Source organism: Methylocaldum sp. GT1BB, assembly GCF_051027545.1.
Classification (GTDB): domain Bacteria; phylum Pseudomonadota; class Gammaproteobacteria; order Methylococcales; family Methylococcaceae; genus Methylocaldum.
In genome coordinates, this window is the sequence record NZ_CP194902.1 from 1,632,685 (window position 1) to 1,655,019 (window position 22,335).

Below are 22,335 nucleotides of genomic sequence, written 5' to 3' on the forward strand. Positions count from 1 at the left end.
AAACAGTAAGTAATTGGAACGTTTTTGAACGAACACTGAGCCTTCCATCGTCGATTATATTCTCCGGCTTCGCCGATCACTCCATTCCCCATGAACGAAATCTACGACGCCTCATCCATTGAAGTTCTCTCGGGACTAGACCCGGTGCGCAAGCGGCCGGGCATGTACACCGATACCGCGCGCCCGAATCACCTGGTCCAGGAAGTGGTCGACAACAGCGTCGACGAAGCCTTGGCGGGTTATGCGAAATCCATCGAAGTGCGGCTGCTGGCTGACGGCGGGGTGGAGGTCCGGGACGACGGCCGCGGCATGCCGGTGGATATTCACCCGGAACTCGGCGTATCCGGGGTGGAGGTGATCCTGACCAAGCTGCACGCGGGCGGAAAGTTTTCGAACAAGAATTACCGCTTCTCCGGGGGACTGCACGGGGTCGGCGTTTCGGTCGTGAATGCATTGTCCGACCGGCTCGAAGTCGAAGTGCGCCGGGGCGGGAAAATCTATGCGATGAGTTTCGCCCAAGGTGAAAAAACCTCCGAGCTGCGCGAAATCGGAACTACCGCCAAGCGCGATTCCGGCAGCACGGTCCGGTTCTGGCCCGAAGCCCGCTATTTCGATACGCCGCGCATCGCCGTTCCGCGCCTGAAAGCCTTGCTTCGCGCCAAGGCGGTGCTGTGTCCGGGGCTCAAAATCACTCTCAAGGACGAACAGGCCAACGAAGAGGAAGTATGGCACTACGAGAACGGACTTCCACAGTATCTGCTGGACCGCATCGGATCGAACGAGTGCGTCCCGGAAGAACCCTTCGTCGGCAATCTCGAAGGCCATCAGGAGGCCGCCGACTGGGCGGTGCTCTGGACGCCCGAGGCAGGCGAACCGGTCACGGAGAGCTACGTTAATCTGGTGCCGACGCCCCAGGGCGGTACCCACGTCAACGGACTCCGCACCGGACTGACCGAGGCGGTGCGGGAATTCTGCGAATTCCGTAATCTTCTGCCGCGCGGCATCAAGATCGCGCCGGAAGACGTCTGGGAGCGCTGCCATTACGTGCTTTCGGTCAAGATGCAGGAGCCTCAGTTTTCCGGCCAGACCAAGGAACGGCTCAGTTCCCGCGAATGCGCGGCGTTCGTGTCCGGGGTGGTTAAGGATGCGTTCAGCCTGTGGCTCAACCAGCATCCCGCCATCGGCGAGCGCATTGCCGAACTGGTGATCGAGAGCGCCCAAAAGCGGCTCAAGGCCAGCCGCCAAGTGACCCGCAAGAAAATCACGGCGGGGCCTGCTCTTCCTGGCAAACTCGCCGATTGCAGTTCCCAGGACATGCAGCTGACCGAGTTGTTCCTGGTGGAGGGCGATTCCGCCGGCGGTTCCGCGAAACAGGCGCGGGACAAGGAATACCAGGCGGTGATGCCCTTGCGCGGCAAGATTCTCAACACTTGGGAAGTGGATTCCGGCGGCGTGCTCGCGTCTCAGGAGGTGCACGACATCAGCGTGGCGATCGGCGTAGAGCCGGGTTCCGCCGATCTGAGCGGGCTGCGTTACGGCAAGATCTGCGTGCTGGCGGACGCCGATTCCGACGGCAACCACATCGCAACCTTGCTGTGCGCGCTGTTCGTCCGTCATTTCCGACCTTTAGTTTCGGCTGGCCACGTCTTCGTCGCCATGCCGCCCTTGTACCGGATCGACGTGGGCAAGAACGTTTATTACGCCCTGGACGAAGCGGAAAAAAAGGGCGTGCTCGACCGGATCGAGGCGGAAAAGATCAGGGGCAAGATTAACGTCCAGCGCTTCAAAGGCTTGGGCGAGATGAATCCGTCGCAGCTCCGCGAAACCACGATGAATCCCGACACCCGGCGGCTGGTTCAGCTGACCCTGGAAGAGCAGCAAGCGACCGACGAGCGCCTGGATATGCTCCTGGCCAAGAAGCGCGCCGCCGATCGCAAGGTTTGGCTCGAGGAAAAGGGCAATCTGGCGGAAGTCTGAGCCTATTTTCGAACAGTCAGGGTTTGATGATCCGCCGCGCGTTAATTCCTGCCGACACTCATCGGTTTACTGTCCGAGCTCCTGTAAGAGGCTGACCAGATCCTCGGCATGTTCCTCTTCTTTGGCCAGGACGCCTTCCATAAGGTTGCGGGTGGTGGGATCGTTATTCCCGAGATACTCGATGATCTCTCGGTAGCTGTCGATCGCGATACGCTCGGCTATCAGATCCTCCTTGATCATATCGATCAGCGACTCGCCCTCCACGTATTCGGAATGGCTTTTCGATTGCAATCCTTCCGGCGCCAAATCGGGCTCTCCACCCAACTGCACGATGCGTTGGGCAATGCTGTCCGCGTGCATCTGTTCCTCGTTGGCGTGCTCCAGGAACTCTTGGGCGACGCTTTGCGCATTGATGCCGGTCGCCATGAAATAGTGGCGCTTGTAACGGAGCACGCATACGATTTCCGTGGCCAGTGCTTCGTTGAGCAGTCGGATCACAACCTCTCGGTCGGCCTTGTATCCCGGAGTCACCGCGCCCTGCTCGATGTGCTGCCTTGCGCGTTCTCTTAACGTTTTGACGTCGGTCAAAAACGGTCGATCTCCCATAGCCGAATCTCCTTACTGGTGATGGACATCTTGCTGTCGACGCTTGGCAGGTCTTGACCCGCTATTCGTTAAGACAGCTGATCCTGCAAAAAAGTCGAGCCAGTATCGAAGAGATGACGCCGGAATTGAGGGATCATCCTGCAAAAAGCCGAGAACTTCGGGTAACCGGCGCCAAGCTGCCGAGTCGTTGCCGGTATCCGGCCTTCAAGCCTCCAAGTGCTTGTACCTAAGTATTTTTTCACTATAATGTTTCCCTTCTTTTTGGGGCAGTCTTGCGACTGCCTTTTTATTTTGGGGAAGACGAGTGATGACCAGTCAGGTAATGCCGACTTATGCCCGGTTGCCGGTAACGTTCGACCGGGGCGAGGGTGCATGGCTTTGGGACACGGAGGGCAAGCGCTATCTGGACGCCATTTCAGGGGTGGCAGTATGCAGCCTGGGTCATGCCCATCCAGCCGTTTCCCGTGCGATCTGCGAACAGGCGGGCAAATTGCTGCACACTTCGAACATTTACCGCATCGAGCTGCAAGAAGAGCTCGCCGGCGAACTGTGCCGCCTGAGCGGACTGGATAACGCCTTTTTCTGCAATTCCGGCGCCGAGGCGAACGAGGCGGCCATCAAGATCGCCCGCCGTTACGGGCATCATCGCGGCATCGATCGGCCCGCCGTGATCGTCATGGAGGGCAGCTTTCACGGCCGCACGCTCGCGACCTTGAGCGCCACCGGCAATCCCAAGGTGCAGGAGGGTTTCGAACCCCTGGTCGAAGGCTTCGTGCGAGTGCCGTACGGCAGCGTCGCGGCTGTCGAGGCCGTGGCCAACCCCAATGTCGTGGCGGTCCTGGTGGAACCGGTGCAGGGCGAGGGCGGCGTACGCGTTCCGGCTGACGATTTCCTGCCCGGCCTTCGCCGCATCTGCGATCAGCGCGGTTGGCTCTTGATGCTGGACGAGGTCCAGACCGGTATCGGCCGGACCGGCAAATGGTTCGCCTTCCAGCACCACGGCATCATGCCCGATGTCATGACCCTGGCCAAAGCCTTGGGCAACGGCGTACCGATCGGTGCCTGCCTCGCCAGAGGAATTGCGGCGGACATGTTGACCGCCGGCAAGCACGCGTCCACCTTCGGCGGCAATCCCCTGGCATGTAGCGCCGCACTGGCCGTATTGCGGACGATCTCCGAAAACCGCTTGGTGGAGCGTGCGGGAGAACTCGGCGAGCGTTTGTTGATCGGGATTCGCGACAAGCTGGCCGGCAATCCTCGTGTCGTGGATATCCGCGGGAAAGGGCTGATGATCGGCATCGAGCTCGATACCCCTTGCATCGATCTGGTCGCTCAGGCGCTGAGCCGCGGGTTTTTGATCAATGTTACGGCGGACCGAACGATACGCTTGTTGCCGCCGTTCGTTTTGAACGACGATGAAGAGAAGCTGTTAATCGAAGGGATCTCTGCTCTGGTCGCCGACTACACGGCCCATGGGGTCGGAGAACGCGTATGAAACCACGTCATTTGATTACTCTTTTGGATTTGAGCAGCGAGGAGTTCCGCGCGCTCATCCGACGGGCCATCGAGCTCAAGCACATGAAGAGCCCATACGAGCCGCTGAGAAACAAAGTGCTCGGGATGATGTTCGAGAAGTCCTCCACCCGCACCCGATTGTCGTTCGAGGTCGGCATGGTGCAGTTCGGCGGTGCCGCGATCTTTCTGTCGCCGCGGGATACCCAGTTGGGACGGGGCGAACCCATCGAAGACTCCGCCCGCGTCGTTTCGCGCATGGTCGATGGGGTCATGCTGCGTACCCATGCCCACGAAACGGTGGAAACTTTCGCGGCCTATTCGCGGGTGCCGGTCATCAACGGTCTCACGGATAGATTCCATCCGTGTCAGCTGCTCGCCGACATGCAGACCTATTTCGAGCACCGCGGCGACATTGCCGGCAAGACGGTGGCCTGGATCGGCGACGGCAACAATATGTGCCAGACCTATATTCACGCGGCAGGATTGCTCGATTTCAAGCTCCGGATTGCTTGCCCCGCAGGTTACGAGCCGGAATCGGCATTGATCGAATGGGCCGGCGATCGCGTGGAACTGCTGAGCGATCCGTCGGACGCAGCGCGCGGAGCGGATTTGGTGGTGACGGATGTTTGGGCAAGCATGGGGCAGGAATCCGAACAGGCGCAGCGCAGGAATGCCTTCCAAGGCTACCAAGTCGATTCGACTCTGATGGAACTGGCGGCTTCGGAGGCGCTATTCATGCATTGTCTCCCGGCCCATCGCGGCGAGGAGGTCAGCGCCGAAGTGCTGGAAGGCCCGCAAAGCGTGGTCTGGGACGAGGCCGAGAACCGCTTGCATTCGCAAAAGGCGTTGCTGGAATTGCTGCTGGTAAAAAACTGACTTTTTATCCGGGACGCGGCGGCCGACACTGCGCCGCCGCCCGCGTTCAACGGAGGAGATGCCGCACCGCTTCGCGTTCGGCCAACAGCTCGGCTTCGGTTATCTTGAGTTTCTCCCGGCTGAACTCGCCGGTTTCCAAATTTTGTACGATCCGGTACTGTGCGTCCCCAATTTCGACCGGGTAGGAAAACATGAGGCCCGGTGCGATACCGTAACTGCCGTCGCTGAGGATAGTCATACTGGTCCAGTCCCCAGTCGGCGTGCCGAACAGCCAATTCCGCATATGGTCTAGCGCTGCGTTGGCGGCGGAAGCGGCACTCGATTTTCCGCGTGTTTGAATCACCACCGCGCCGCGGTTCTGTACGGTCGGAATGAACTCCTTTTCGTACCAATCCCATTCGACCCTGTCGAGCGCCGGCTTTCCCTGAACCAGTGCATGATGCAAGTCCGGGTACTGCGTGGTCGAATGATTGCCCCAGATGATCACTTTCCGAATATCGCTCACCGAGCAACCGCAATGCAGGGCTAACTGGCTTACCGCCCGATTGTGGTCGAGCCGGGTCATGGCGGAAAAATTTTCCGGCGGAAGATCGGGGGCATTGTGCTGGGTGATCAAGGCATTGGTGTTGGCGGGATTGCCGACCACCAGCGTTTTGACGCTGCGTTTGGCGGCGGCATTGAGCGCCCGGCCCTGGATGGCGAAGATGTCCGCATTCACCCTCAAGAGATCCTTGCGCTCCATGCCGGGCCCCCGCGGTTTCGCGCCGATCAAGAAGGCGAGATCGGCATTTTCGAACGCCACATAAGGATCATCGGATACGATCACATCGTGGAGTAAGGGCGGGGCGCAATCGATGAGTTCCATCCTTACGCCGTCCAATCCGACGATGGCCTCCGGAATCTCGAGCAAATGCAATACGATGGGTTGATCGTCGCCCAGCAAGTCCCCTGCAATCAGCCGAAACAGCAATGCATAACTAATTTGCCCCGCCGCTCCCGTAACGGCGATATGCGCAGGCGTTTTCATGTGAATACCCTTTTTATAGTTGAGCATCGAGCCGCGGCACGAAGGCCGATAAGCATCTCCCTGCTTGAAAACCTCTCAGACATTAGACAGGGATACGGCGCGATTCGCCATTCCATTCTATCCATCGGCACTGCTCCGAATACCATTATGAGTCGGCAAACATTTTTCCTATCGTGTGCTGGATTTGTGGACGCGGCTACGGTCCCTGCAAAGCCGAACGGATTGCTCATCCTAACGGAGGAAAGTACCGCCTGGCGCAAAAGCTCGCGTGACGGAACTTTCAGCCGACCGTGAAGCCTTTTTCGGTGATTGCCTGCTTAACCGAGGCCAGGTCGGTTCTTGTTTCGTCGTAATCGATTTCGACCGTGCTGGCCGTGTGGGAAGCCTTGGCTGATGAAACGCCGACACAGGATTTAACGGCGTCCTGGACCTGATTTTCGCAGCCGCCGCACTTCATGCCCGTTACCTTCAAGACAATTTTAGCCATTGGTCATACTCAATCTGTGAAATCTGTGATTTTCGACACGGACTCGCGGGCCAGCCGCGATTGTGATCTCGCCAGTGCGACATCGTCTGAACTAAAAGCCGGTGGATTGCGCCGAAGTTCAAACAGGGCAATGCCGCTTCTGAAGCAGGCTTTGAACTTGATGCCATGTCCGGACGCCCAAGAATTATAAGTCTTGGCGTTGGAGCGAACCAGACATTCAATACCGGCTCGAACGGCATTTGAAGCAATAGTCCGTTTGACAGCCGATGTCCGATCGCCCGATGATTCGATATCGCTAGACATTATTTATTTGTGACTCCGAACAGCCAAAAAATTCCGCGTAGTTTTTAAGGGCCGTTAATAATCGCCGACTTTGTCTCGAACGCCCGTCTGATATCGCAGGACCGGATTACAGCATGAAAACACAACACGCCGCGCTCCTTACCGATCTTTATCAGCTTACCATGCTGCAGGCCTATCATCGGGAGGGCATGTCCGGCACCGCGACCTTCGAACTGTTCGTACGGAAGATTCCGCCGAACCGAAATTTTCTGATTGCCGCCGGGCTGGAACAGCTTGTCGAATTCCTGGAAGACTTCGAGTTTTCCGACGAGGAGTGCGAGTGGCTCGGTACTTTGGATTACTTTACGCCCGAGTTTATCGACCATTTGTCCAAGCTTCGCTTCACCGGGGATGTTTATGCCATCCCGGAAGGAACGGTCTTTTTTCAGAACGAGCCGATCGTTCGGGTAACGGCGCCGATTGCCGAGGCCCAGATCATCGAGACCCGTTTGATCAATATCGTTCAGCTCCAGACCATGATCGCTTCGAAAGCGGCTAGATCGGCGCTCGCCGCGCCGGGAAAGCTTTTGGTGGATTTCGGACTGCGCCGCGCCCACGGCGCCGAGGCCGGTCTGATGGCCGCCCGCGCCGCTTATCTGGCCGGTTTCGACGGCACGTCGAATGTTCTGGCCGGAAAATTATTCGACATTCCGGTTTACGGCACCATGGCCCATTCCTACATCATGGCGCATGACGACGAGGTCGAAGCATTCGAGCGGTTTGCGGAAAGCTTGCCGGGCAACGTGCTGCTTCTGATCGATACCTACGACACGCTGGAAGCCGCCCGAAAAGTGGTTGCTTTGGCTCCCAGGCTGGCCGAAAGAAACATCCCCATAAAAGGGGTGCGTTTAGACAGCGGCGATATGGCGGAACTGGCTAAGGGGGTACGGTCGATTCTGGATGAGGGCGGGCTCACGGAGTGCAGCATTTTCGCCAGCGGCGATCTGGACGAGCACGAACTCCTGAGGATGCTCGAGGCAGGCGCTCCTATCGATGGATTCGGAGTCGGAACGCGTTTGACGACATCCCAGGATATGCCGTACTTGAACTGCGCTTACAAGTTGCAGGAATATGCGGGGCGTCCCAGACGCAAGCGATCGAAAGGCAAGGAGAATTGGCCTGGGCGCAAGCAGGTGTACCGCCGTTACGACGATGAAGGCCACATGCTGCACGATGTGATGGCCGAGGAAAGCGAGTCTCAGATCGAAGGCGAACCGCTGCTTCGCCAGGTAATGACCAAAGGCAAGCGCGTCGGTGCACAGGAGACGCTCGCTGTCATGCGGGAGCGGCTACGGGGACAATTGCAGCAATTGCCGCCCGCCCTGAAAGCCATCGAAGAGAGCGCCGTGTACACCGTTCTGATTTCCGGTGGTCTGCAGCGTTTGGTGGAACGGATGGATAGCGCTGGTCTTTGAACGGGGTTGTTCGGTTTGCGTCAGCCAGGCTCACCGGCCCAATGGCCCACGGTTAATCTCGCGCCTCGGGACGGCGAATTGTATTTCGTCGAAGATTTCGTTTCTCGCCCGGAAGCGGATGCGCTTCATATCCTTTTGCGGCGGGATTTGGCTTGGCAGGAAGAAGACATCACGGTTTTCGGCAGGCGGGTGAGGGTACCGCGGTTGGTGTGCTGGTACGGGGACGCGGGCGCGGCTTACCGCTACTCCGGCGTGAGCCATGAACCGCTGCCTTGGAACGAAACCTTGTCGATGCTGAAGGACCGCGTTGAAAGGTTTTGCGGGCGGCGGTTCAACAGCGTGCTCGGCAATCTCTATCGAGACGGCCGGGACTCGATGGGCTGGCATGCCGACAAGGAGAAAGAGCTCGGATCGAACCCGTTCATCGCCTCTTTGAGTTTTGGCGCCGAACGGCTGTTCAGGCTTCGCCACAACAAGACCGGAGAAACCTTGGAAATCGTCTTGACCCACGGCAGTCTGCTGCTCATGGGCGGGCGTTTGCAGCATGGGTGGCGACATTCCGTGCCGAAAGCGCGGGAGCCTAAGACCGAACGCATTAATTTGACTTTCAGAACCATTTTTTCCTGAGTTGAGGAGTTCGATCCATGGGCGATGTCGTTAATTTCCGGCGGCCGAAGGCCTCGGAAAAGCACGCCGGCAAGACATTGTGCCGGAGCGGTTTTCACAAATGGATAGTGGTGCGGGAAAAGCCCTTTGACGTCAAGCAGGGCAAGCTGATTACCGTTTATCGGTGCGAACGCTGCGGCACCACGAAGAACGAGTTACGCTGATCAAGCCAAGTTTAGGGCTACGTCGAGTTTCTCCGTCGTCTCAAGCCATATTAGCCGAAATCGATCGGCGAAACCAACAACTTGTCCACTCGATTCTTGTCCATGTCGACCACTTCGAAACGAAGGTGATTCCATTCGAAATGATCGGCCGCGCGCGGAACGTGACCGAGCTGCAGCATGACGAAGCCGCCTATCGTATGGAAATTGCCCGTGGCCTCGTCGGGTAGTTCCTCCAAGTCGAAGATCTGCTTGAATTTCGCGGTGCTCAGCATTCCGTCCAAAAGCCAGGAACCGTCGTTTCGCTGAATGGCTTCCGGTTCTTCTTCCCCTTCAGCCATAGGAATGTCGCCCACGATGGCTTCCATCACATCCTTGAGCGTGACCAGTCCGGCGACTTCGCCGTATTCGTCCACGACTAAAGCCATGGGCGTTTTCGAGCGCTTGAACTCCTCCAACAGTTGCATGGGATTGAGGGATTTCGGCACGTAGCGTGGCGTTTTGATCAGTCGGCCCAGGTCGATGGAATCGCCGAGGAGGGCTTTGGTCAGCAGATCCTTGGCCTGGACGAATCCTATGACGTTGTCGAGCCCGTCTTTGCAGACGGGGATTCTCGAATAGGGGCTGTCGATGATCTTTCGGCGGTTTTCCTCGAATGAATCCTTGATGTCCAGGTAATAGATATCCATCCGAGGCGTCATGATCGCCCCGACGCGAAGCACATCCAGGCGCAGGACGTTCGAAACCATCTCCTGTTCGGATTTATCGAACACGCCGGCTGCGGTGCCCTGATCGATCATGATCCTGATTTCCTTTTCGGTGATCAGCGGCTCCTCGGGCTGTCGCGCTCTAAACAGCCGCAGAATGAAGTCGGTCGATAGGCTCAGAATCTTGACCAGAGGATACGCCACCAGCGAAATGAAATTCATCGGCCGGGCGATAACCATGGCGATTTTCTCCGGCTTTTGCAGCGCTAGCCGCTTCGGAACCAGCTCGCCGATGATCAGAGAAAAGTAAGTAATCCCGATGACCACCACGGCCAGCGATAGACCGCGGCTGTAAGGCGCAATTTCCGGAAACTGTTCGAGATATTCGGCTAGTTCGCCGGAAATGGCGGCTTCACCGAAAGCGCCCATGAGAATCCCGATCAAGGTGATGCCGACCTGAATCGTGGAAAGGAAATGAGAAGGTTCGTTGGCTAACTGGAGGGCGGCTTTAGCGCCGAAATGGCCTTCTTGGGCGGACTGTTGCAGGCGGATTTTCCGGGCGGAGACTATGGCCATTTCCGACATGGCGAATACGCCATTCAACAGAAAAAGAAAGACCAATATGAGAATTTCCATCAAAAGATAGCGGTTGTTTATCCGGTAAGCTAGAGTAGCGAATAAGAAAGGGCGATGCAAAAATGGTGTTTTGAAGCGCCGACAGTTGAAGAAGGGGAAAAGAAAACCGAAGGGGACATCTTACGAACCCCACGCCATGTTGCCGATACGGCTTTCTCTTGCAACACTTTGACATGGGTTGTTGTCGAATGTTGCACGACTTAGAGCCTATCCCAGTAGGAACAAAAGCGTGATGAGCGACCTCTAATGCCGAAATTTCGAGTCAAGAGGGGCTCTTATGGGACTGGTGACGAAAGATGATGGCTGGCGCATTCCGGATGAGCTGTGGGAACGGATGGAACCGCTCTTGCCGCCGCGTAAACCGCATCCGCTCGGGTGCCATAACCCGCGGGTGCCGGACCGACAGGCGATGAATGCGATCTTGTTTGTGCTCCGGACCGGGTGTCAGTGGAATGCGCTGAACGCCACCGGGATTTGCTCCAGCAGTTCGGCCCATCGCCGCTTTGTCGAGTGGACCGAAGCCGGGGTGTTCCAGGCGTTCTGGCGCGAAGGACTGCTGACTTATGATGCGTTGAAGGGCTTGGACTGGTCGTGGTTGGCCATGGATGGGGCCATGACGAAAGCGCCGTTGGCGGGTTCAAAAAAACGGGACCGAATCCGACCGACCGGGGCAAACAAGGTGCGAAGCGAAGCCTGTTAACCGATGGCGCGGGCCTGCCGCTGAGTGTGGTGATTGCCGGCGCCAATCGGCACGACCTGAAGCTGGCGCGGTCCACCTTGGCGGCCATCGGCGTCCCGCGCCCTGTACCCACGCCGGAGCAGCCGCAAGGCTTGTGCCTGGACAAAGGCTATGACTATGACGAGGTGAGGGACTTGGCCAAGGCCTTTCAGTTTACCGCTCACATTCGAGCGCGCGGTGAGGAGGCCGAAGCGATCAAGAAGGAAGCCGGTTTCAAGGCGCGGCGCTGGGTGGTCGAACGGACCCACAGCTGGCTCAACCGATTCCGCCGGATTTTGATCCGCTGGGAAAAACGAACCGACACCTATCTTGCCATGCTGCACTTGGCCTGCGGCATCATTACTTGGCGGGCAACGGGTCTACTGGGATAGGCTCTTATGGAAGGCAGCAGCTCGTCGCAAAGCCGTTGAAAAATGTCGTTAACGGTCTTATTTCAGAAACCGGCATGTCCGGCTTTGTTCTCTCCAGCGTGCCTGATATGTGAATCCAAGTTTGCGTTTATAAAGGAGGAAATGCCATGACCGACAAGCGAGAGAGTCAGACCAAAAAGTCCACCGGCAAAGAAGTGACGCAGCCGCAAGCGGGGCAATTCCTAAGCCCCTTGGACGAGCTCGAGCAATGGTTCGACGAGGTGCGGCGCAACTGGATGCAACCGTTCTTTTTTGGACGGGGCTGGCCGGAAAGAGAGTCCGTCTTCGGCGGGCGCGTGCCTAGAGTGGATGTGATCGACCGCGAACCGGAGTTGCTGGTCCGTGCGGAGTTGCCGGGGGTCAGCAAGGAAAACCTCGATGTCTCGCTGCAGGACAATACACTCAGCATTCGAGCCACGACCCGACGCGAGGAAGAGGAGGAAAAAGGCCAGTTCTACCGGCGCGAGCTGAGTCGGGGCGAATTTCAGCGGACCATCCGCCTGCCTTGCCCGGTGGAAGGGGATAAGGTCAAGGCGAATTTCAAAGATGGCGTGCTCGAGTTGACCATTCCCAAGGTGGCCACCTCCAAGCGTAAAAGCATTAAAGTCGAATAACCCATGAGGGGCCGTGGGACATGCCCCACGGCCTTTTTTATGGGCTGGACCAGCGCTGATGCGATCACCGTTTTCACCTCTCTACTTTTTGTTCTTTTTGGGCTTGCTGCTGTGGATTATCTTCAGTATCAAGCTGGGGCTGATTACCCTAACTTTCCAGAAACTCGGTTTGAATCCGGAATCGGCGCTGACGCTGTTGATTACCTCCTTGCTCGGCAGCGCCATCAATCTGCCTTTGTTTACGCTGCGGGTATCCGCCGCGCCACCGCCGATTGAAAGAATAGGATACGGCTTGCTGCGCCGGCCGCCGGTGCCTTTTACCGGCCGCACTCAAGTCGCGGTAAACGTGGGCGGCTGTTTGGTGCCGGTGCTGTTCTCGCTGTACCTGGTCAACAGCTACAGTGTTCCGCCTTTGCAAATTATTGCGGCTACGGCTTTTGTCGCTTCGGTCAGCTACTTCATGAGCCGGCCCATTCCGGGCGTCGGCATCGGCATGCCGGTCTTGGTCGCTCCGCTCGCGGCGGCTCTGGCCGCCATTTTCCTGGGAGAGGAATATCGGGCTCCTCTCGCCTATATCTCGGGATCGTTGGGGGTCTTGATCGGTGCCGATCTCTTGCGCCTGAAGGATATTCGCCGAATGGCGGCTCCGATTGCATCCATCGGAGGCGCCGGCACTTTCGACGGCATTTTCATAACCGGCCTGGTGGCAGTGCTCTTGAGCTGAAGCGGCGACATTCTCGAATTGCGGTACCGGTTTTGGGCGGCCGATTACGGTGACAATGCTGACTCTTAAACTTCTATTCCTGCTAATGGCCGCTAACGGCGTTCCCATACTGATCAACAAGGGACTGGGCGAGCGTTTGGCATGGCCTATAGACGGCGGCGCGCATTTCGTCGACCGGCGGCCGCTGTTTGGCTCGTCCAAGACCTGGAGAGGGTTCATTGCTGCGATTCCGGTTACCGGACTGGCCGCCGCGGGGGTAGGATTTCCCTTCGAGCTGGGTCTTTGCATCGGCGCCACGGCGATGCTGGGCGATCTCTTTTCCAGCTTCATCAAGAGGCGTCTTGGTGTTCCGGCCAGTGGCATGGCATTAGGACTGGATCAAATTCCGGAGTCTTTGTTCCCTTTACTTGCAGTGCGTGTCGAGCTGGGTTTGGAGCTTATCCATGTGGCCGGTCTCGTCGCCGGCTTTACATTCCTGGAACTCGTGGTCTCGCGTATCCTTTTCCAGCTCCGGATACGCGAGCAGCCCTACTAGGTCGAGCGCAACTGATGCAGGGTTATCTCGGGCGGGCAGTTCAAACGCACATCCACGATGCTGACACCGCTGCCGGCTGATGTGTAACCCTGCAAGGAGTGGTAACGCCATGGTCCGTTGCAGAACGCTCTAGGGGCGTTTGCGTTGAGAATGATGGGAATGCCTCCGGGCAGGCAAATCTGGCCGCCGTGCGTGTGGCCGCTCAGCATCACGTCGAAATTGGCATAGGCCGCGTGCCGATACATCTCCGGCGAGTGCGAAAGCAGAATGGAAACCGACTCCTGTGGAATTTGATCGGTGGCTTTCTCGATGTTGTCGGCGCGGTAGTAGTGAGGGTCGTCGATGCCGGCGAGATAGATGGTCGCATCGCCGCGAGTTAGGGCGATAGACTCGTTCAACAGCATGTGGATTCCCAGGTTTTCCAGCCCAGGCGACATGCGGATGGTGTCATGATTGCCCAGGACGCCGTAGACCGGCCCCTTCAGAAACGGACGAACCTTTTGCATGGCCGTCAGCGTCGGTTCGTACGGACCATAGGTTTGTGCACGAAAATCGCCGGTCAGAACGCAGATGTCGTAGCCATCGACCCGGTTTACGGCGTCGATGAGCGTGTCGGGAATATCCTCCGAGATGTCCAGATGAAGATCGGTAATGTGCAGCAGAGTAAAACCGTCGAACGCCCGCGGGAGCCGTTCGAGCTTGATCTCGTTATGATGGATTTGGATGGTTCGGGCATTTTCGCGGCCTCGGTTGTGCAGCCACAAGAGTCGCAGGATATGGCGCATCAAGCCATGAACGGAATACCAATTTTCGATATGGAATAAAGTGCGTCCCTGGCCGAACACGCGAGCCTCGAAATCATGCTCTATGCCCAGTCTTTGGTTGAGGTGGCAGCGCCCCACCCGCCTTTCCAACCTTCGATAGGTCTCTGAATCGATGGGCGGACAACGGAGGTGGCCGAGGGGAATGGATTCTGACGCGAGCGCCGCGTCTCCGGCCGCCTTCAGCGGCGGAAAGGGAAAGCGCTGGCCCGGTGGCGTGGGCTGCATTCGCGTCAAGGCATCACATGATTCAAAAGCTTGGCCAGCTTGCCCACCGCATCGTACACGACCGGAACGGCATCGCCTATGCGGGACGGCTCCTTGACGGCTCTTTCGACCCGAGCCGCCGCTTGGTTCATGGCCTGAACCGCCTGCTGGTAAACCGGTGACGAGCTGCTGATGGTGATATTGACAAGGTCGATTTTCTGCTGAAACAGTTGATCAAGCAGTTCGTCCACCTGATCGGCTTCGGGCAGCTTTTTTTCGCTCAGGGTTTCCAAGGCGCGAATCGTGCGTTGCAGGTTCTGAATAAGACTTTCCATTTTTTTACACCTTCACGAGCGATTGTTTACAAACATTGAACGAAATCACACGGAGTTCGTCCAGAGCTTGTTGTATTCATTCTCTTGCCATATTCGTGTTAACTATTTTCGCTTAATCCGCCTCAATAAAAAAATACGCTAACAGAGCTTTCCATGAACATTGCAGCGATACAACAGGCTCTACGAGAGTTTGCCCGTGACAGAGACTGGGACCAATTCCACAGTCCGAAAAATCTCGCGATTGCGCTTTCCGTGGAGGCGGCGGAACTGCTGGAGCGTTTTCAATGGCTTAAGGATGATGAATCGCATCGTCTGGCCGAAAATCCCGAAGATTATCGCGCAGTGCGGGAGGAGATCGCCGACGTTCTGATTTATCTGCTGCGGCTGGCCGACCTCATGAGTATCGATTTGGAGGAGGCCGTGCAGGAAAAGATGCTGAAGAACGCTGAAAAGTATCCTGTCGAATTGGCCAAGGGAAACGCGGTGAAATACAATCGGCGCGACCAATAATCCCTCGCGGAGAACGGGTCTGTCATTTTTCGCCATTCGTTGCAGTCTGTGATGACAAAAACTTTACGCAATCAAGTGATCGCTTTGGCCGGCCTGTCCCAGGCGGTTTACCTCGTGCAGCACATCGCCAAGCGGGGAACGGCCGATCGCGAGGACATGGCGGCCAGCATCGGCAGCGTGCTCAAGATCGACTCGGGGGACGTGGTGGATGTTTACGGCGGTCTCCACTGCGTTATGACGGGGCTCAGGCAGATCGAAAAACAGTTGGGTGGTCCCGATGTCGTGGATCCGGAGCAGGCGCGCTACGCTTCGACGCTTATTTTTCTCGAACGCAAGCTGATGAAGCAGCCCCGCATGCTCGAGGCCATTCGTGCAGGCATGGAAAAAGCCGCCGCCATTGCCGAAGAGCGGGGTGTTCTGGACGAGGAGGTGGTCGCAACGCTTGCCGAAACCTATCATCAGACCGTCAGCCAACTGAAGCCGCGGGTGATGGTGGCGGGCGAGCAGATGTATCTGTCCGATCCGGAGAACGGCAACAGAATCCGTGCGCTCTTGCTGGCCGGTATCCGCTCGGTGGTGCTGTGGCGAAAGTGCGGCGGCAGCCGATGGAAACTGCTGTTCCTTCGTCCGAAGCTGCAAAAGGAAGCGCAGCAGTTGCTCGAGTCGCTCAGTCGTACTTGAGATACCTGAAGCGCGGATCGTCCGGTGTGCCTTCCAGGATGCCGCCGGTTTCCGCGCCAGGCTGCCATTGCACGACCTCCTCGATCTTTTTCGCCAGAGCGAAATCCTTGTCCGTTACGCCTTTTGCCGTGTGAGTCATCAGCTTGACGATGACGAACGCATAAGACACGGTCAGATCGGGATGATGCCAGGCGGCCTCCGCGAGATGTCCGACCGTATTCACCACCATCAGGGTGGCTTTCCAGCTGTGGGTTCGGAATTTTCGGCGTATCCAGCCGTTCTCGTAATACCAATACGGAAGCTCCTGCTTCAGGCGCTCTTCGATTTCTTCCTGGGAATAGGCCTTTTCTTCTTTTTTGGTCATGGTGAATACCTCCGGGCACGAGTGCTGACCAGTGACCCAGCTTGTGGTTCCCGAAACCTATTGTCAAGGCTCATACGGGTTCTGAACAGTAGCATCAGCGCCGTCATCCCCGTTGCATTGACCCGGTCATCGGCGAGATTTAACCTTGGCCTATCGATCTCTCGGAAACCGCTGGCTTTCTGCTGATCCGGAGCTCCGCGAGGGGAAGGAGAATACGATGGGTACACAAGGTCGAATTTTGGTGACCGGCGCGCTCGGCCAAATCGGTTCGGAGCTGATTCCGGCGTTGCGGACCCGATACGGAGACGGCCTCGTGGTGGCGGCCGATATTCGCATGCCCCCCGCCGGCGCGGGCGAAAGCGATAGCCTGTTCGAGCATCTCGACTGTACCCAGTTGCGCCAGATTCAGGACGTGGTGCGCCGTTACCGGATCGAGACCATTTATCATCTGGCGGCACTTCTTTCCGCCGTAGCCGAAGATCGGCCCCAGGTGGCCTGGAACGTCAATATGGGCGGTTTGTATCGTATGCTGGAAGTCGCCCGCCAGTACCGATGCGCCGTATTCTTTCCGAGTTCGATCGGCGCTTTCGGACCGACCACGCCGCGCGAAGACACGCCTCAAGACACCATCCAGCGTCCGACGACGATTTACGGCATCACCAAGCTTACCGGCGAATTGCTCTGCGACTACTATTTTCGCCGGTTCGGCGTCGATACCCGAGGCCTGCGCCTGCCGGGGATCATTTCCTATCGGACTCCGCCCGGCGGCGGAACCACCGATTACGCGGTGGAAATCTTCTACCAAGCGATCCGCTATCGTCATTACACCTGTTTTCTCCGGGCCGACACGCGTCTCGACATGATGTACATGCCCGATGCCGTCCGAGCCATGATGACGCTGATGGAAGCCGACGCTGCCGGGCTGAAGCACCGCAATGCATTCAATGTGACCGCCATGAGTTTTACCCCTGGCGAATTGGCTGCCGAGATTCGGAAACATATTCCGGAATTTGTGATCGACTATGAGGTGGACCCGGTGCGTCAGGCGATTGCCGACTCCTGGCCCCAATCCCTGGACGACAGCGCGGCACGGACGGAGTGGGGCTGGACGCCACATTACGACATAACGCGTATGACGAGCGACATGCTCGAAAAGATTCGCGCCAAATTGCAGGGTGTATCTGCATAGGGACGGCAGCGGACTGCCTGAACGGATTGGAAAAGCTCCATGGAGCCCGGCTATCCCGGCTTTGATTCGCGTCCGATTGCCGTTTCCGGAATCAATTCTTGAGCGACGAGGTGAACTATGGCCATGGACCGAATGGAGGCTTTGTTGAAGCAAGAGCTGGCGCAGCTGGACCGGTCCGGCGTGCGCAAGAGCCGGGAAACGATCATTACCGGCGTTCTGCCGCCGCGGGACGGGCACGGCATCCGTTATCTGCTGAAAGGAGAGGGAGACCATCCGTTTCTCCGCATGAACTCCAACGGCTATCTTGGGCTCGCGCATCACGCGGACGTGATGAGGGCGGAGGAGGAAGGCGTCCGGAATTACGGTGCGGGTCCCGGAGCCGTGCGCTTCATCAGCGGCACCTACGAGCCGCATGTGCGGCTGGAACAGCGTCTGGCCGAGTTCCACGGCCGCCAGGCGGCAATGCTGTTCAGCTCGGCTTACGCGGCGGTGATGGGCGTTTTGCCGAGTCTGATCAGCCCCGAAACCGCGGTCATCAGCGACGAGTTGAACCACAACTGCATCATCAATGCGATCCGCCTGGCCCGGCCGAAGGAGAAGTTCGTTTACGAGCATTTGAACCTCGATCAGGCCGAGACGTTTTTACGGCAGGCGGCCGAGTCGTGCCGGCGGGGAATCATCGTGACTGATGGCATCTTCAGCATGCGGGGCGATCATGCTCCACTAAGGGAACTGCTCGCGCTGGCCGAGACCTATGATGAAAAATTTGCCGAAGGGGTGTTCGTCGTAGTCGACGACTCCCATGGCGTCGGCGCTTTCGGGCAAACCGGCCGAGGCACCGAGGAGTATGCGGAGTGCGGGCCGGCGGATATTTTGATCGGTACCTTGGGAAAGGCTTTCGGCGTCAACGGGGGGTATGTCGTCGGCAGTTCGCTGCTGGTCGATTTTTTGCGCGAAAAAGCCCCGCTCTACATCTATTCGAACCCGATCACGCCGGGCGAAGCGGCCGCCGGCGCGAGAGCCGTGGAAATCGTGAGCGGTTCCGAGGGGCAGCAGCGGCTCGCGCGGCTGCGAGACTTGACGGCCAAGTTCCGGCAAGCTCTAACGGATTCGGGATTCGAGACGCTTCCCGGCGCGCATCCGGTCGTCCCTTTGATGCTCAGGGATACCGAAAGGACCCGGAGCATGGTCCTTCATCTGCGCGAGCGGGGCATTCTGGCGACCGGGATCGTTTATCCGGTAGTGCCCCGCGGCGACGAAGAAATCCGGTTTCAGGTTTCCGCGGATCATACCGAGGCGGACCTAGACGAGGTCTTGACGGCGCTGCGCGAGTTCTGGCGAACGAACGCCTCGTAATCGAACACCGGTTCCCGTGGCAAATCGGCCGGCAACCGTTTTCGAGCGCACGAGTCTTATGAATAAGCTTTCGCGTGAATATGCGGCGGGGCGCAAGTCGACAGGGCGACTTCGGGTTGTATATCATGTGCCCGGAGCGGCACGGAAATAAGGGGCTGAGCGCATATTCGGCCCCATCGACCCAAGCCTTACAGGGTCACAACACAACAACCAATGGACCGAACCACCAAGCAGAAGCCGGAAATTTGGACGAGCCGGACAGCATGCGCTGGACCAGGGCTTCGGTGGAGACTTTTTGGACTACTTACAGACTTGACACTTAATGGGAAAGACCTATGCAAGTACCACTAGAGATTACGTTTCGAGGCATTCCTCATTCCGACGCCGTTGAAACCCGCATTCGGGAGAAAGCCGCAAAACTGGAGCAATTCTGTGATCACATCATCAGCTGTAGAGTCGCCGTCGAGGCGGAGCATCATCATCAGCACCAGGGTAATCTCTATAAAGTCAGAATCGATTTGAGCGTTCCTCAGAAGCAGATCGTGGTCAGCCGCGACCATCACGACAAGCAGGCACATGAGGATGTGTACGTCGCGTTACGCGACGCGTTCGATGCCGCAAAGCGTCAGCTCGAGGAGCACGTCCGCATGCAGCGTGGCGAAATCAAGAACCATAAAATTTCGTCCACCGCCCTCTAATCGTTTAACCACACGACGGTCCGGGGCGTAACGAGATTTAATCGCTTCTTACGCCCCGCCGGTGTCCCGGTTCCCGCCAAAACCCCTTTCTCAGTTCCGCGCCTGTTTTATATCCGAGTGTCGTGACATAGCGACATGTGCCGGCGGCGTCACGGGCTAATCGTTCTGTTCGCAGCAGATAGCGGAATCCGTCATGGGCTCCGTCGGGCTGATTACGACTCCGGTAATGGGATTGGGCCGATAAGTGGTACAACCCTTTAGTCCCATGTCGTAGGCCTGGCGGTACAGTGACTCCATATCGGAGAAAGGAAAGTTCTCGGGCAGGTAGACCGTTTTCGAAATGGCGTTGTCCACCGAACGTTGGATTGCGGCCTGCATACGTAAATGTGCGAGCGGCGACAATTCGAAGGTGGTGACAAAAGCCGGCGGCAGCGTGTGCTTCGAACGTTCGAGCTTCCACAACCGGACCGCATAGTTTTCGATGTCGTAGTTCTGAAGGCCTTCGGGAGTTAGGACGCGTCGTTGATAGCGCTCGGCAAATGCCGGTTCGAGCCCGTTGGACACGTTGTTCGCGAGCAGACTAATGGAGCCGGTGGGCGCGACTGCCAGCAGATGGCTGTTCCGAATGCCGTGTTCGGAAATGCCGTTTCTGATGGCGCGCGGCAAGGCCCGAACAAATGGACTCTGTAGGTATTTGTCGCGATCCAAACACGGGAAAGAACCCTTTTCGCTCGCCAGTTCGATCGACGTCCGATATGCCGCGAGACACACGGTTCGCATGATTTTGTCGGCAAGCTGACACGCCTGTTCGTCGTCGTAGCGTACACCCAACATTATCAGGGCGTCTGCCAGCCCGGTAATTCCCAGACCGATACGCCGTTTATCGAGCGCTTCATTCCGCTGTTGCGGCAAGGGAAACCGGCTGACATTGATGACGTTGTCCAGCATGCGCACAGCCACGGCGGTAATCCGTTCGATGCCCGCGAAATCCAGAGCGGCGTGATCCTCGAACGGCCGCGATACGAAGCGGGTGAGATTGATGGAGCCCAAATCACAAGCGCCGTAAGGGGGCAAGGGGATTTCGCCGCAAGGATTGGTGGCCGATATGTGTTCGCAATACCAAAGATTGTTTTCCCGATTGATGCGGTCGATGAACAGAACGCCCGGTTCGGCATGTTCATAGGTGGACCGCATGATGGCATTCCACAGGTCGCGGGCTCTGATCACTCGAACGATGCGGCAGGGAACAGGGGTGTCGATATGGGACCAGCGTCTCAGAACGATCTGTCCGGTACCGGCAGGGGTTCCCTCGGGATTGACGGGAAATACCAGCGGCCAATCCCGATCATGCTTCAGCGCGTCCATGAAATCATCCGTGATCAGTACGGAAAGATTGAAATTCCGTAGCTCGCCGAGGGTTCGTTTGGCACCGACAAAGGTTTCGATGTCCGGATGATCGCAGCGCAATGTACCCATCATGGCACCACGTCGGGCACCGGTCGAAAGAACCGTGGCGCACATGCTGTCCCAAATGCGCATAAATGATACCGGGCCGGAGGCGACGCCACCGCATCGGTGGGCGGGGATGCCGGACGGGCGCAGGGTGGAAAAGTCGTAACCGATGCCGCCTCCTTGCTGCATGGTGAGCGCCGCTTCCTTGAGCGCCGAGAAGATGCCTTCCATGGAATCTTCAATAGTGCCCATTACGAAACAATTGAACAGCGTGACATCGTGTCGGCTGCCGGCTCCGGCCAGAATTCGCCCGCCCGGCAAGAACCGGAAGTCTTCCAAGGCTTCAAAAAAAGCGCGTTCCCAATGGGCGGAATTTTCGGGCTCCGCGCTGGCCAGGGCTCGCGCTACACGCCGCCAGGTATCCCTTACGCCAAAGTCGCGGCTCGCTTCGTCCGTGAGACGGTATTTCCAATTCCAGACCTCCCGTGACACGGGGTTTTCGAATACATCGGCGCGGTCCTGCATGAGACATCTCCGCTGCGTTTTGCGAGATCGTTGTGCCGGGATGAGCGGCGGGGGCAAGCTGGATGCCCGATTTCGCCGCGACATCCGACATTGTTCTTGCCTTAGACGCTTAATTCATCCCTGTTTTCTCTGAAGGCTCTAAATCTTGCCAAACGATTTTGCTCCGGGACGCGAGATCGTGCCAGCTACGGCCTTGCGAATCGAACAAAACCCAGAGATAGCCGAGGCCTAGGCAGCCGAAGGATATCAAGCCGCAGAAGAAGCGAATCGAAGCCTGGCCCCAGGAGATGGAAGTGTCGGCTGTCGTGCACAGGCGAATTTTCCAGGAACGCATTCCGAGAGTTTGTCCGCCATGGGTCCAGAACCACCCGACAAACGCGAAGCTGACCGTCAATAGATATGCGCTATACAGCCCGTGGTTCGGTTGAAAGGCTTCTCCGTGATGAAGCGGCAGCAGGAGGACCGTTGCGGCGAAGAGTACCGCAACCAGCACGACCATGTCGTAAACGAGCGCCGCCAGGCGGCGCAGCAAGCCGGGTGAGTTGTGCTTCGGAGTCACAAAGGCGACTCAATCGGAGTCTTCGACGCGCGTCCCCGCCTTATGCGGAGTTCGTCGCAGCGGATGAAACATCAACTGCGGCGCTCGAAACATTTGGCTTGTGCATGGTTTTTGCATTAATCATTAACGAGCGGTTTTTCCGGAAGTTGGTACTAAATCACATTATCTCGCGCCGTCCGCATGTAAGCTGAACGTCGAACA

Annotated in this window: 24 protein-coding genes and 1 pseudogene; 15 read left to right on the forward strand and 10 right to left on the reverse strand. The window is 57.6% G+C overall.

Going from position 1 to position 22,335, the window contains the following annotated elements; translation table 11 throughout:
* The first annotated feature begins 90 nt into the window (after positions 1-90).
* Positions 91-1,977, forward strand: coding sequence for a DNA topoisomerase IV subunit B (parE, locus tag ACR2TX_RS08635; RefSeq protein WP_077728655.1), 1,887 nt, complete (start codon positions 91-93; stop codon positions 1,975-1,977).
* Positions 1,978-2,043: 66 nt separating this feature from the next.
* On the opposite strand, the gene ACR2TX_RS08640 is transcribed toward parE, so the two are convergent.
* A complete protein-coding gene (locus tag ACR2TX_RS08640) occupies positions 2,044-2,583 on the reverse strand; it encodes a ferritin-like domain-containing protein (RefSeq protein ID WP_077728656.1) in 540 nt (179 codons plus the stop codon).
* 307 nt (positions 2,584-2,890) lie between these two features.
* Between ACR2TX_RS08640 and ACR2TX_RS08645 the strand changes: the two genes are divergently transcribed.
* Together ACR2TX_RS08645 and argF are read left to right on the forward strand one after the other, a co-directional pair.
* On the forward strand, positions 2,891-4,078 hold the full coding sequence (locus ACR2TX_RS08645; RefSeq protein ID WP_077728657.1) for an acetylornithine transaminase: 1,188 nt from the start codon (positions 2,891-2,893) through the stop codon (positions 4,076-4,078).
* Positions 4,075-4,974 (forward strand): ornithine carbamoyltransferase, encoded by a 900-nt coding sequence (gene argF, locus ACR2TX_RS08650; RefSeq protein ID WP_077728658.1) that lies wholly within the window; start codon positions 4,075-4,077, stop codon positions 4,972-4,974. The genes ACR2TX_RS08645 and argF overlap by 4 nt, the downstream gene beginning before the upstream one ends.
* A gap of 46 nt (positions 4,975-5,020) precedes the next feature.
* On the opposite strand, the gene ACR2TX_RS08655 is transcribed toward argF, so the two are convergent.
* From ACR2TX_RS08655 to ACR2TX_RS08665, 3 genes are all read right to left on the reverse strand, one after another.
* Positions 5,021-6,001, reverse strand: coding sequence for a malate dehydrogenase (locus ACR2TX_RS08655; protein WP_077728743.1), 981 nt, complete (start codon positions 5,999-6,001; stop codon positions 5,021-5,023).
* 280 nt (positions 6,002-6,281) lie between these two features.
* A complete protein-coding gene (locus ACR2TX_RS08660) occupies positions 6,282-6,488 on the reverse strand; it encodes a heavy-metal-associated domain-containing protein (protein WP_077728659.1) in 207 nt (68 codons plus the stop codon).
* 9 nt (positions 6,489-6,497) lie between these two features.
* Positions 6,498-6,791 (reverse strand): hypothetical protein, encoded by a 294-nt coding sequence (locus tag ACR2TX_RS08665; protein WP_143735059.1) that lies wholly within the window; start codon positions 6,789-6,791, stop codon positions 6,498-6,500.
* A gap of 113 nt (positions 6,792-6,904) precedes the next feature.
* Between ACR2TX_RS08665 and ACR2TX_RS08670 the strand changes: the two genes are divergently transcribed.
* Genes ACR2TX_RS08670 through ACR2TX_RS08680 form a run of 3 tightly spaced genes read left to right on the forward strand, consistent with a single transcriptional unit; the run spans position 6,905 to position 9,075 of the window.
* Positions 6,905-8,245, forward strand: coding sequence for a nicotinate phosphoribosyltransferase (locus tag ACR2TX_RS08670; RefSeq protein ID WP_077728660.1), 1,341 nt, complete (start codon positions 6,905-6,907; stop codon positions 8,243-8,245).
* Between the two features lie 15 nt (positions 8,246-8,260).
* Positions 8,261-8,872 carry an alpha-ketoglutarate-dependent dioxygenase AlkB gene (locus ACR2TX_RS08675; RefSeq protein ID WP_077728744.1) on the forward strand — a complete coding sequence of 204 codons (612 nt, stop codon included), beginning with the start codon at positions 8,261-8,263 and terminating at the stop codon, positions 8,870-8,872.
* Between the two features lie 17 nt (positions 8,873-8,889).
* A complete protein-coding gene (locus ACR2TX_RS08680; protein ID WP_434131830.1) occupies positions 8,890-9,075 on the forward strand; it encodes a hypothetical protein in 186 nt (61 codons plus the stop codon).
* 50 nt (positions 9,076-9,125) lie between these two features.
* Here ACR2TX_RS08680 and ACR2TX_RS08685 read toward each other — a convergent pair whose 3' ends face one another.
* Positions 9,126-10,415: a hemolysin family protein gene (locus tag ACR2TX_RS08685; protein WP_240502395.1), complete on the reverse strand. Its 1,290-nt coding sequence runs from the start codon at positions 10,413-10,415 to the stop codon at positions 9,126-9,128.
* 334 nt (positions 10,416-10,749) lie between these two features.
* Between ACR2TX_RS08685 and ACR2TX_RS08690 the strand changes: the two are divergent.
* From ACR2TX_RS08690 to ACR2TX_RS08705, 4 genes and pseudogenes are all read left to right on the forward strand, one after another.
* Positions 10,750-11,525 (forward strand): annotated as a pseudogene (locus ACR2TX_RS08690) (IS5 family transposase).
* A 146-nt stretch (positions 11,526-11,671) separates the two neighbouring features.
* A complete protein-coding gene (locus ACR2TX_RS08695) occupies positions 11,672-12,178 on the forward strand; it encodes an Hsp20/alpha crystallin family protein (protein ID WP_086134008.1) in 507 nt (168 codons plus the stop codon).
* Positions 12,179-12,236: 58 nt separating this feature from the next.
* Positions 12,237-12,902, forward strand: a complete 666-nt coding sequence (locus ACR2TX_RS08700) for a DUF1614 domain-containing protein (protein WP_077728663.1) — start codon at positions 12,237-12,239, stop codon at positions 12,900-12,902.
* A 55-nt stretch (positions 12,903-12,957) separates the two neighbouring features.
* Complete coding sequence (locus ACR2TX_RS08705; protein WP_240506927.1) at positions 12,958-13,437, forward strand: CDP-archaeol synthase; 480 nt, start codon at positions 12,958-12,960, stop codon at positions 13,435-13,437.
* Here ACR2TX_RS08705 and ACR2TX_RS08710 read toward each other — a convergent pair.
* Positions 13,434-14,495, reverse strand: coding sequence for a metallophosphoesterase (locus ACR2TX_RS08710; protein ID WP_434131833.1), 1,062 nt, complete (start codon positions 14,493-14,495; stop codon positions 13,434-13,436). The genes ACR2TX_RS08705 and ACR2TX_RS08710 overlap by 4 nt on opposite strands.
* Entirely contained in the window at positions 14,492-14,800 is a 309-nt protein-coding gene (locus ACR2TX_RS08715; RefSeq protein WP_077728665.1) for a hypothetical protein, read from the reverse strand. Before ACR2TX_RS08715 ends, ACR2TX_RS08710 begins: the two co-directional genes overlap by 4 nt.
* Positions 14,801-14,953: 153 nt before the next feature.
* Between ACR2TX_RS08715 and ACR2TX_RS08720 the strand changes: the two genes are divergently transcribed.
* Both ACR2TX_RS08720 and hflD read left to right on the forward strand, forming a co-directional pair.
* The gene (locus tag ACR2TX_RS08720; protein WP_077728666.1) at positions 14,954-15,310 is read left to right on the forward strand and encodes a nucleotide pyrophosphohydrolase; all 357 of its coding nucleotides are present in this window, start codon (positions 14,954-14,956) and stop codon (positions 15,308-15,310) included.
* A gap of 51 nt (positions 15,311-15,361) precedes the next feature.
* Positions 15,362-15,991, forward strand: a complete 630-nt coding sequence (hflD, locus tag ACR2TX_RS08725; protein WP_133718726.1) for a high frequency lysogenization protein HflD — start codon at positions 15,362-15,364, stop codon at positions 15,989-15,991.
* On the opposite strand, the gene ACR2TX_RS08730 is transcribed toward hflD, so the two are convergent.
* The gene (locus tag ACR2TX_RS08730; RefSeq protein WP_077728667.1) at positions 15,978-16,355 is read right to left on the reverse strand and encodes a 4a-hydroxytetrahydrobiopterin dehydratase; all 378 of its coding nucleotides are present in this window, start codon (positions 16,353-16,355) and stop codon (positions 15,978-15,980) included. The genes hflD and ACR2TX_RS08730 overlap by 14 nt on opposite strands.
* Positions 16,356-16,572: 217 nt before the next feature.
* Here ACR2TX_RS08730 and ACR2TX_RS08735 point away from each other — a divergent pair, with 217 nt between their 5' ends.
* The 3 genes from ACR2TX_RS08735 (at position 16,573) to ACR2TX_RS08745 (ending at position 19,598) form a co-directional block, all read left to right on the forward strand.
* Positions 16,573-17,544: an L-threonine 3-dehydrogenase gene (locus ACR2TX_RS08735; RefSeq protein WP_434131836.1), complete on the forward strand. Its 972-nt coding sequence runs from the start codon at positions 16,573-16,575 to the stop codon at positions 17,542-17,544.
* Positions 17,545-17,661: 117 nt separating this feature from the next.
* Positions 17,662-18,900, forward strand: a complete 1,239-nt coding sequence (locus tag ACR2TX_RS08740; RefSeq protein WP_434131838.1) for an aminotransferase class I/II-fold pyridoxal phosphate-dependent enzyme — start codon at positions 17,662-17,664, stop codon at positions 18,898-18,900.
* 335 nt (positions 18,901-19,235) lie between these two features.
* The gene (locus ACR2TX_RS08745) at positions 19,236-19,598 is read left to right on the forward strand and encodes an HPF/RaiA family ribosome-associated protein (RefSeq protein ID WP_077728670.1); all 363 of its coding nucleotides are present in this window, start codon (positions 19,236-19,238) and stop codon (positions 19,596-19,598) included.
* Between the two features lie 156 nt (positions 19,599-19,754).
* Here the strand turns inward: ACR2TX_RS08745 and ACR2TX_RS08750 are convergent, their stop codons facing one another.
* Complete coding sequence (locus tag ACR2TX_RS08750) at positions 19,755-21,575, reverse strand: adenosylcobalamin-dependent ribonucleoside-diphosphate reductase (RefSeq protein ID WP_434131840.1); 1,821 nt, start codon at positions 21,573-21,575, stop codon at positions 19,755-19,757.
* Between the two features lie 109 nt (positions 21,576-21,684).
* The gene (locus ACR2TX_RS08755) at positions 21,685-22,134 is read right to left on the reverse strand and encodes an RDD family protein (RefSeq protein WP_240502397.1); all 450 of its coding nucleotides are present in this window, start codon (positions 22,132-22,134) and stop codon (positions 21,685-21,687) included.
* Positions 22,135-22,335 lie beyond the last annotated feature (201 nt).

What these genes read in the sequence shown, in the direction of transcription:
- parE (WP_077728655.1), top strand. Translation starts at nt 91, where the DNA reads ATGAACGAAATCTACGACGCCTCATCCATTGAAGTTCTCTCGGGACTA.
- ACR2TX_RS08640 (WP_077728656.1), bottom strand. Translation starts at nt 2,583, where the DNA reads ATGGGAGATCGACCGTTTTTGACCGACGTCAAAACGTTAAGAGAACGC.
- ACR2TX_RS08645 (WP_077728657.1), top strand. Translation starts at nt 2,891, where the DNA reads ATGACCAGTCAGGTAATGCCGACTTATGCCCGGTTGCCGGTAACGTTC.
- argF (WP_077728658.1), top strand. Translation starts at nt 4,075, where the DNA reads ATGAAACCACGTCATTTGATTACTCTTTTGGATTTGAGCAGCGAGGAG.
- ACR2TX_RS08655 (WP_077728743.1), bottom strand. Translation starts at nt 6,001, where the DNA reads ATGAAAACGCCTGCGCATATCGCCGTTACGGGAGCGGCGGGGCAAATT.
- ACR2TX_RS08660 (WP_077728659.1), bottom strand. Translation starts at nt 6,488, where the DNA reads ATGGCTAAAATTGTCTTGAAGGTAACGGGCATGAAGTGCGGCGGCTGC.
- ACR2TX_RS08665 (WP_143735059.1), bottom strand. Translation starts at nt 6,791, where the DNA reads ATGTCTAGCGATATCGAATCATCGGGCGATCGGACATCGGCTGTCAAA.
- ACR2TX_RS08670 (WP_077728660.1), top strand. Translation starts at nt 6,905, where the DNA reads ATGAAAACACAACACGCCGCGCTCCTTACCGATCTTTATCAGCTTACC.
- ACR2TX_RS08680 (WP_434131830.1), top strand. Translation starts at nt 8,890, where the DNA reads ATGGGCGATGTCGTTAATTTCCGGCGGCCGAAGGCCTCGGAAAAGCAC.
- ACR2TX_RS08685 (WP_240502395.1), bottom strand. Translation starts at nt 10,415, where the DNA reads ATGGAAATTCTCATATTGGTCTTTCTTTTTCTGTTGAATGGCGTATTC.
- ACR2TX_RS08695 (WP_086134008.1), top strand. Translation starts at nt 11,672, where the DNA reads ATGACCGACAAGCGAGAGAGTCAGACCAAAAAGTCCACCGGCAAAGAA.
- ACR2TX_RS08700 (WP_077728663.1), top strand. Translation starts at nt 12,237, where the DNA reads ATGCGATCACCGTTTTCACCTCTCTACTTTTTGTTCTTTTTGGGCTTG.
- ACR2TX_RS08705 (WP_240506927.1), top strand. Translation starts at nt 12,958, where the DNA reads ATGCTGACTCTTAAACTTCTATTCCTGCTAATGGCCGCTAACGGCGTT.
- ACR2TX_RS08715 (WP_077728665.1), bottom strand. Translation starts at nt 14,800, where the DNA reads ATGGAAAGTCTTATTCAGAACCTGCAACGCACGATTCGCGCCTTGGAA.
- ACR2TX_RS08720 (WP_077728666.1), top strand. Translation starts at nt 14,954, where the DNA reads ATGAACATTGCAGCGATACAACAGGCTCTACGAGAGTTTGCCCGTGAC.
- hflD (WP_133718726.1), top strand. Translation starts at nt 15,362, where the DNA reads ATGACAAAAACTTTACGCAATCAAGTGATCGCTTTGGCCGGCCTGTCC.
- ACR2TX_RS08730 (WP_077728667.1), bottom strand. Translation starts at nt 16,355, where the DNA reads ATGACCAAAAAAGAAGAAAAGGCCTATTCCCAGGAAGAAATCGAAGAG.
- ACR2TX_RS08735 (WP_434131836.1), top strand. Translation starts at nt 16,573, where the DNA reads ATGGGTACACAAGGTCGAATTTTGGTGACCGGCGCGCTCGGCCAAATC.
- ACR2TX_RS08740 (WP_434131838.1), top strand. Translation starts at nt 17,662, where the DNA reads ATGGCCATGGACCGAATGGAGGCTTTGTTGAAGCAAGAGCTGGCGCAG.
- ACR2TX_RS08745 (WP_077728670.1), top strand. Translation starts at nt 19,236, where the DNA reads ATGCAAGTACCACTAGAGATTACGTTTCGAGGCATTCCTCATTCCGAC.
- ACR2TX_RS08750 (WP_434131840.1), bottom strand. Translation starts at nt 21,575, where the DNA reads ATGCAGGACCGCGCCGATGTATTCGAAAACCCCGTGTCACGGGAGGTC.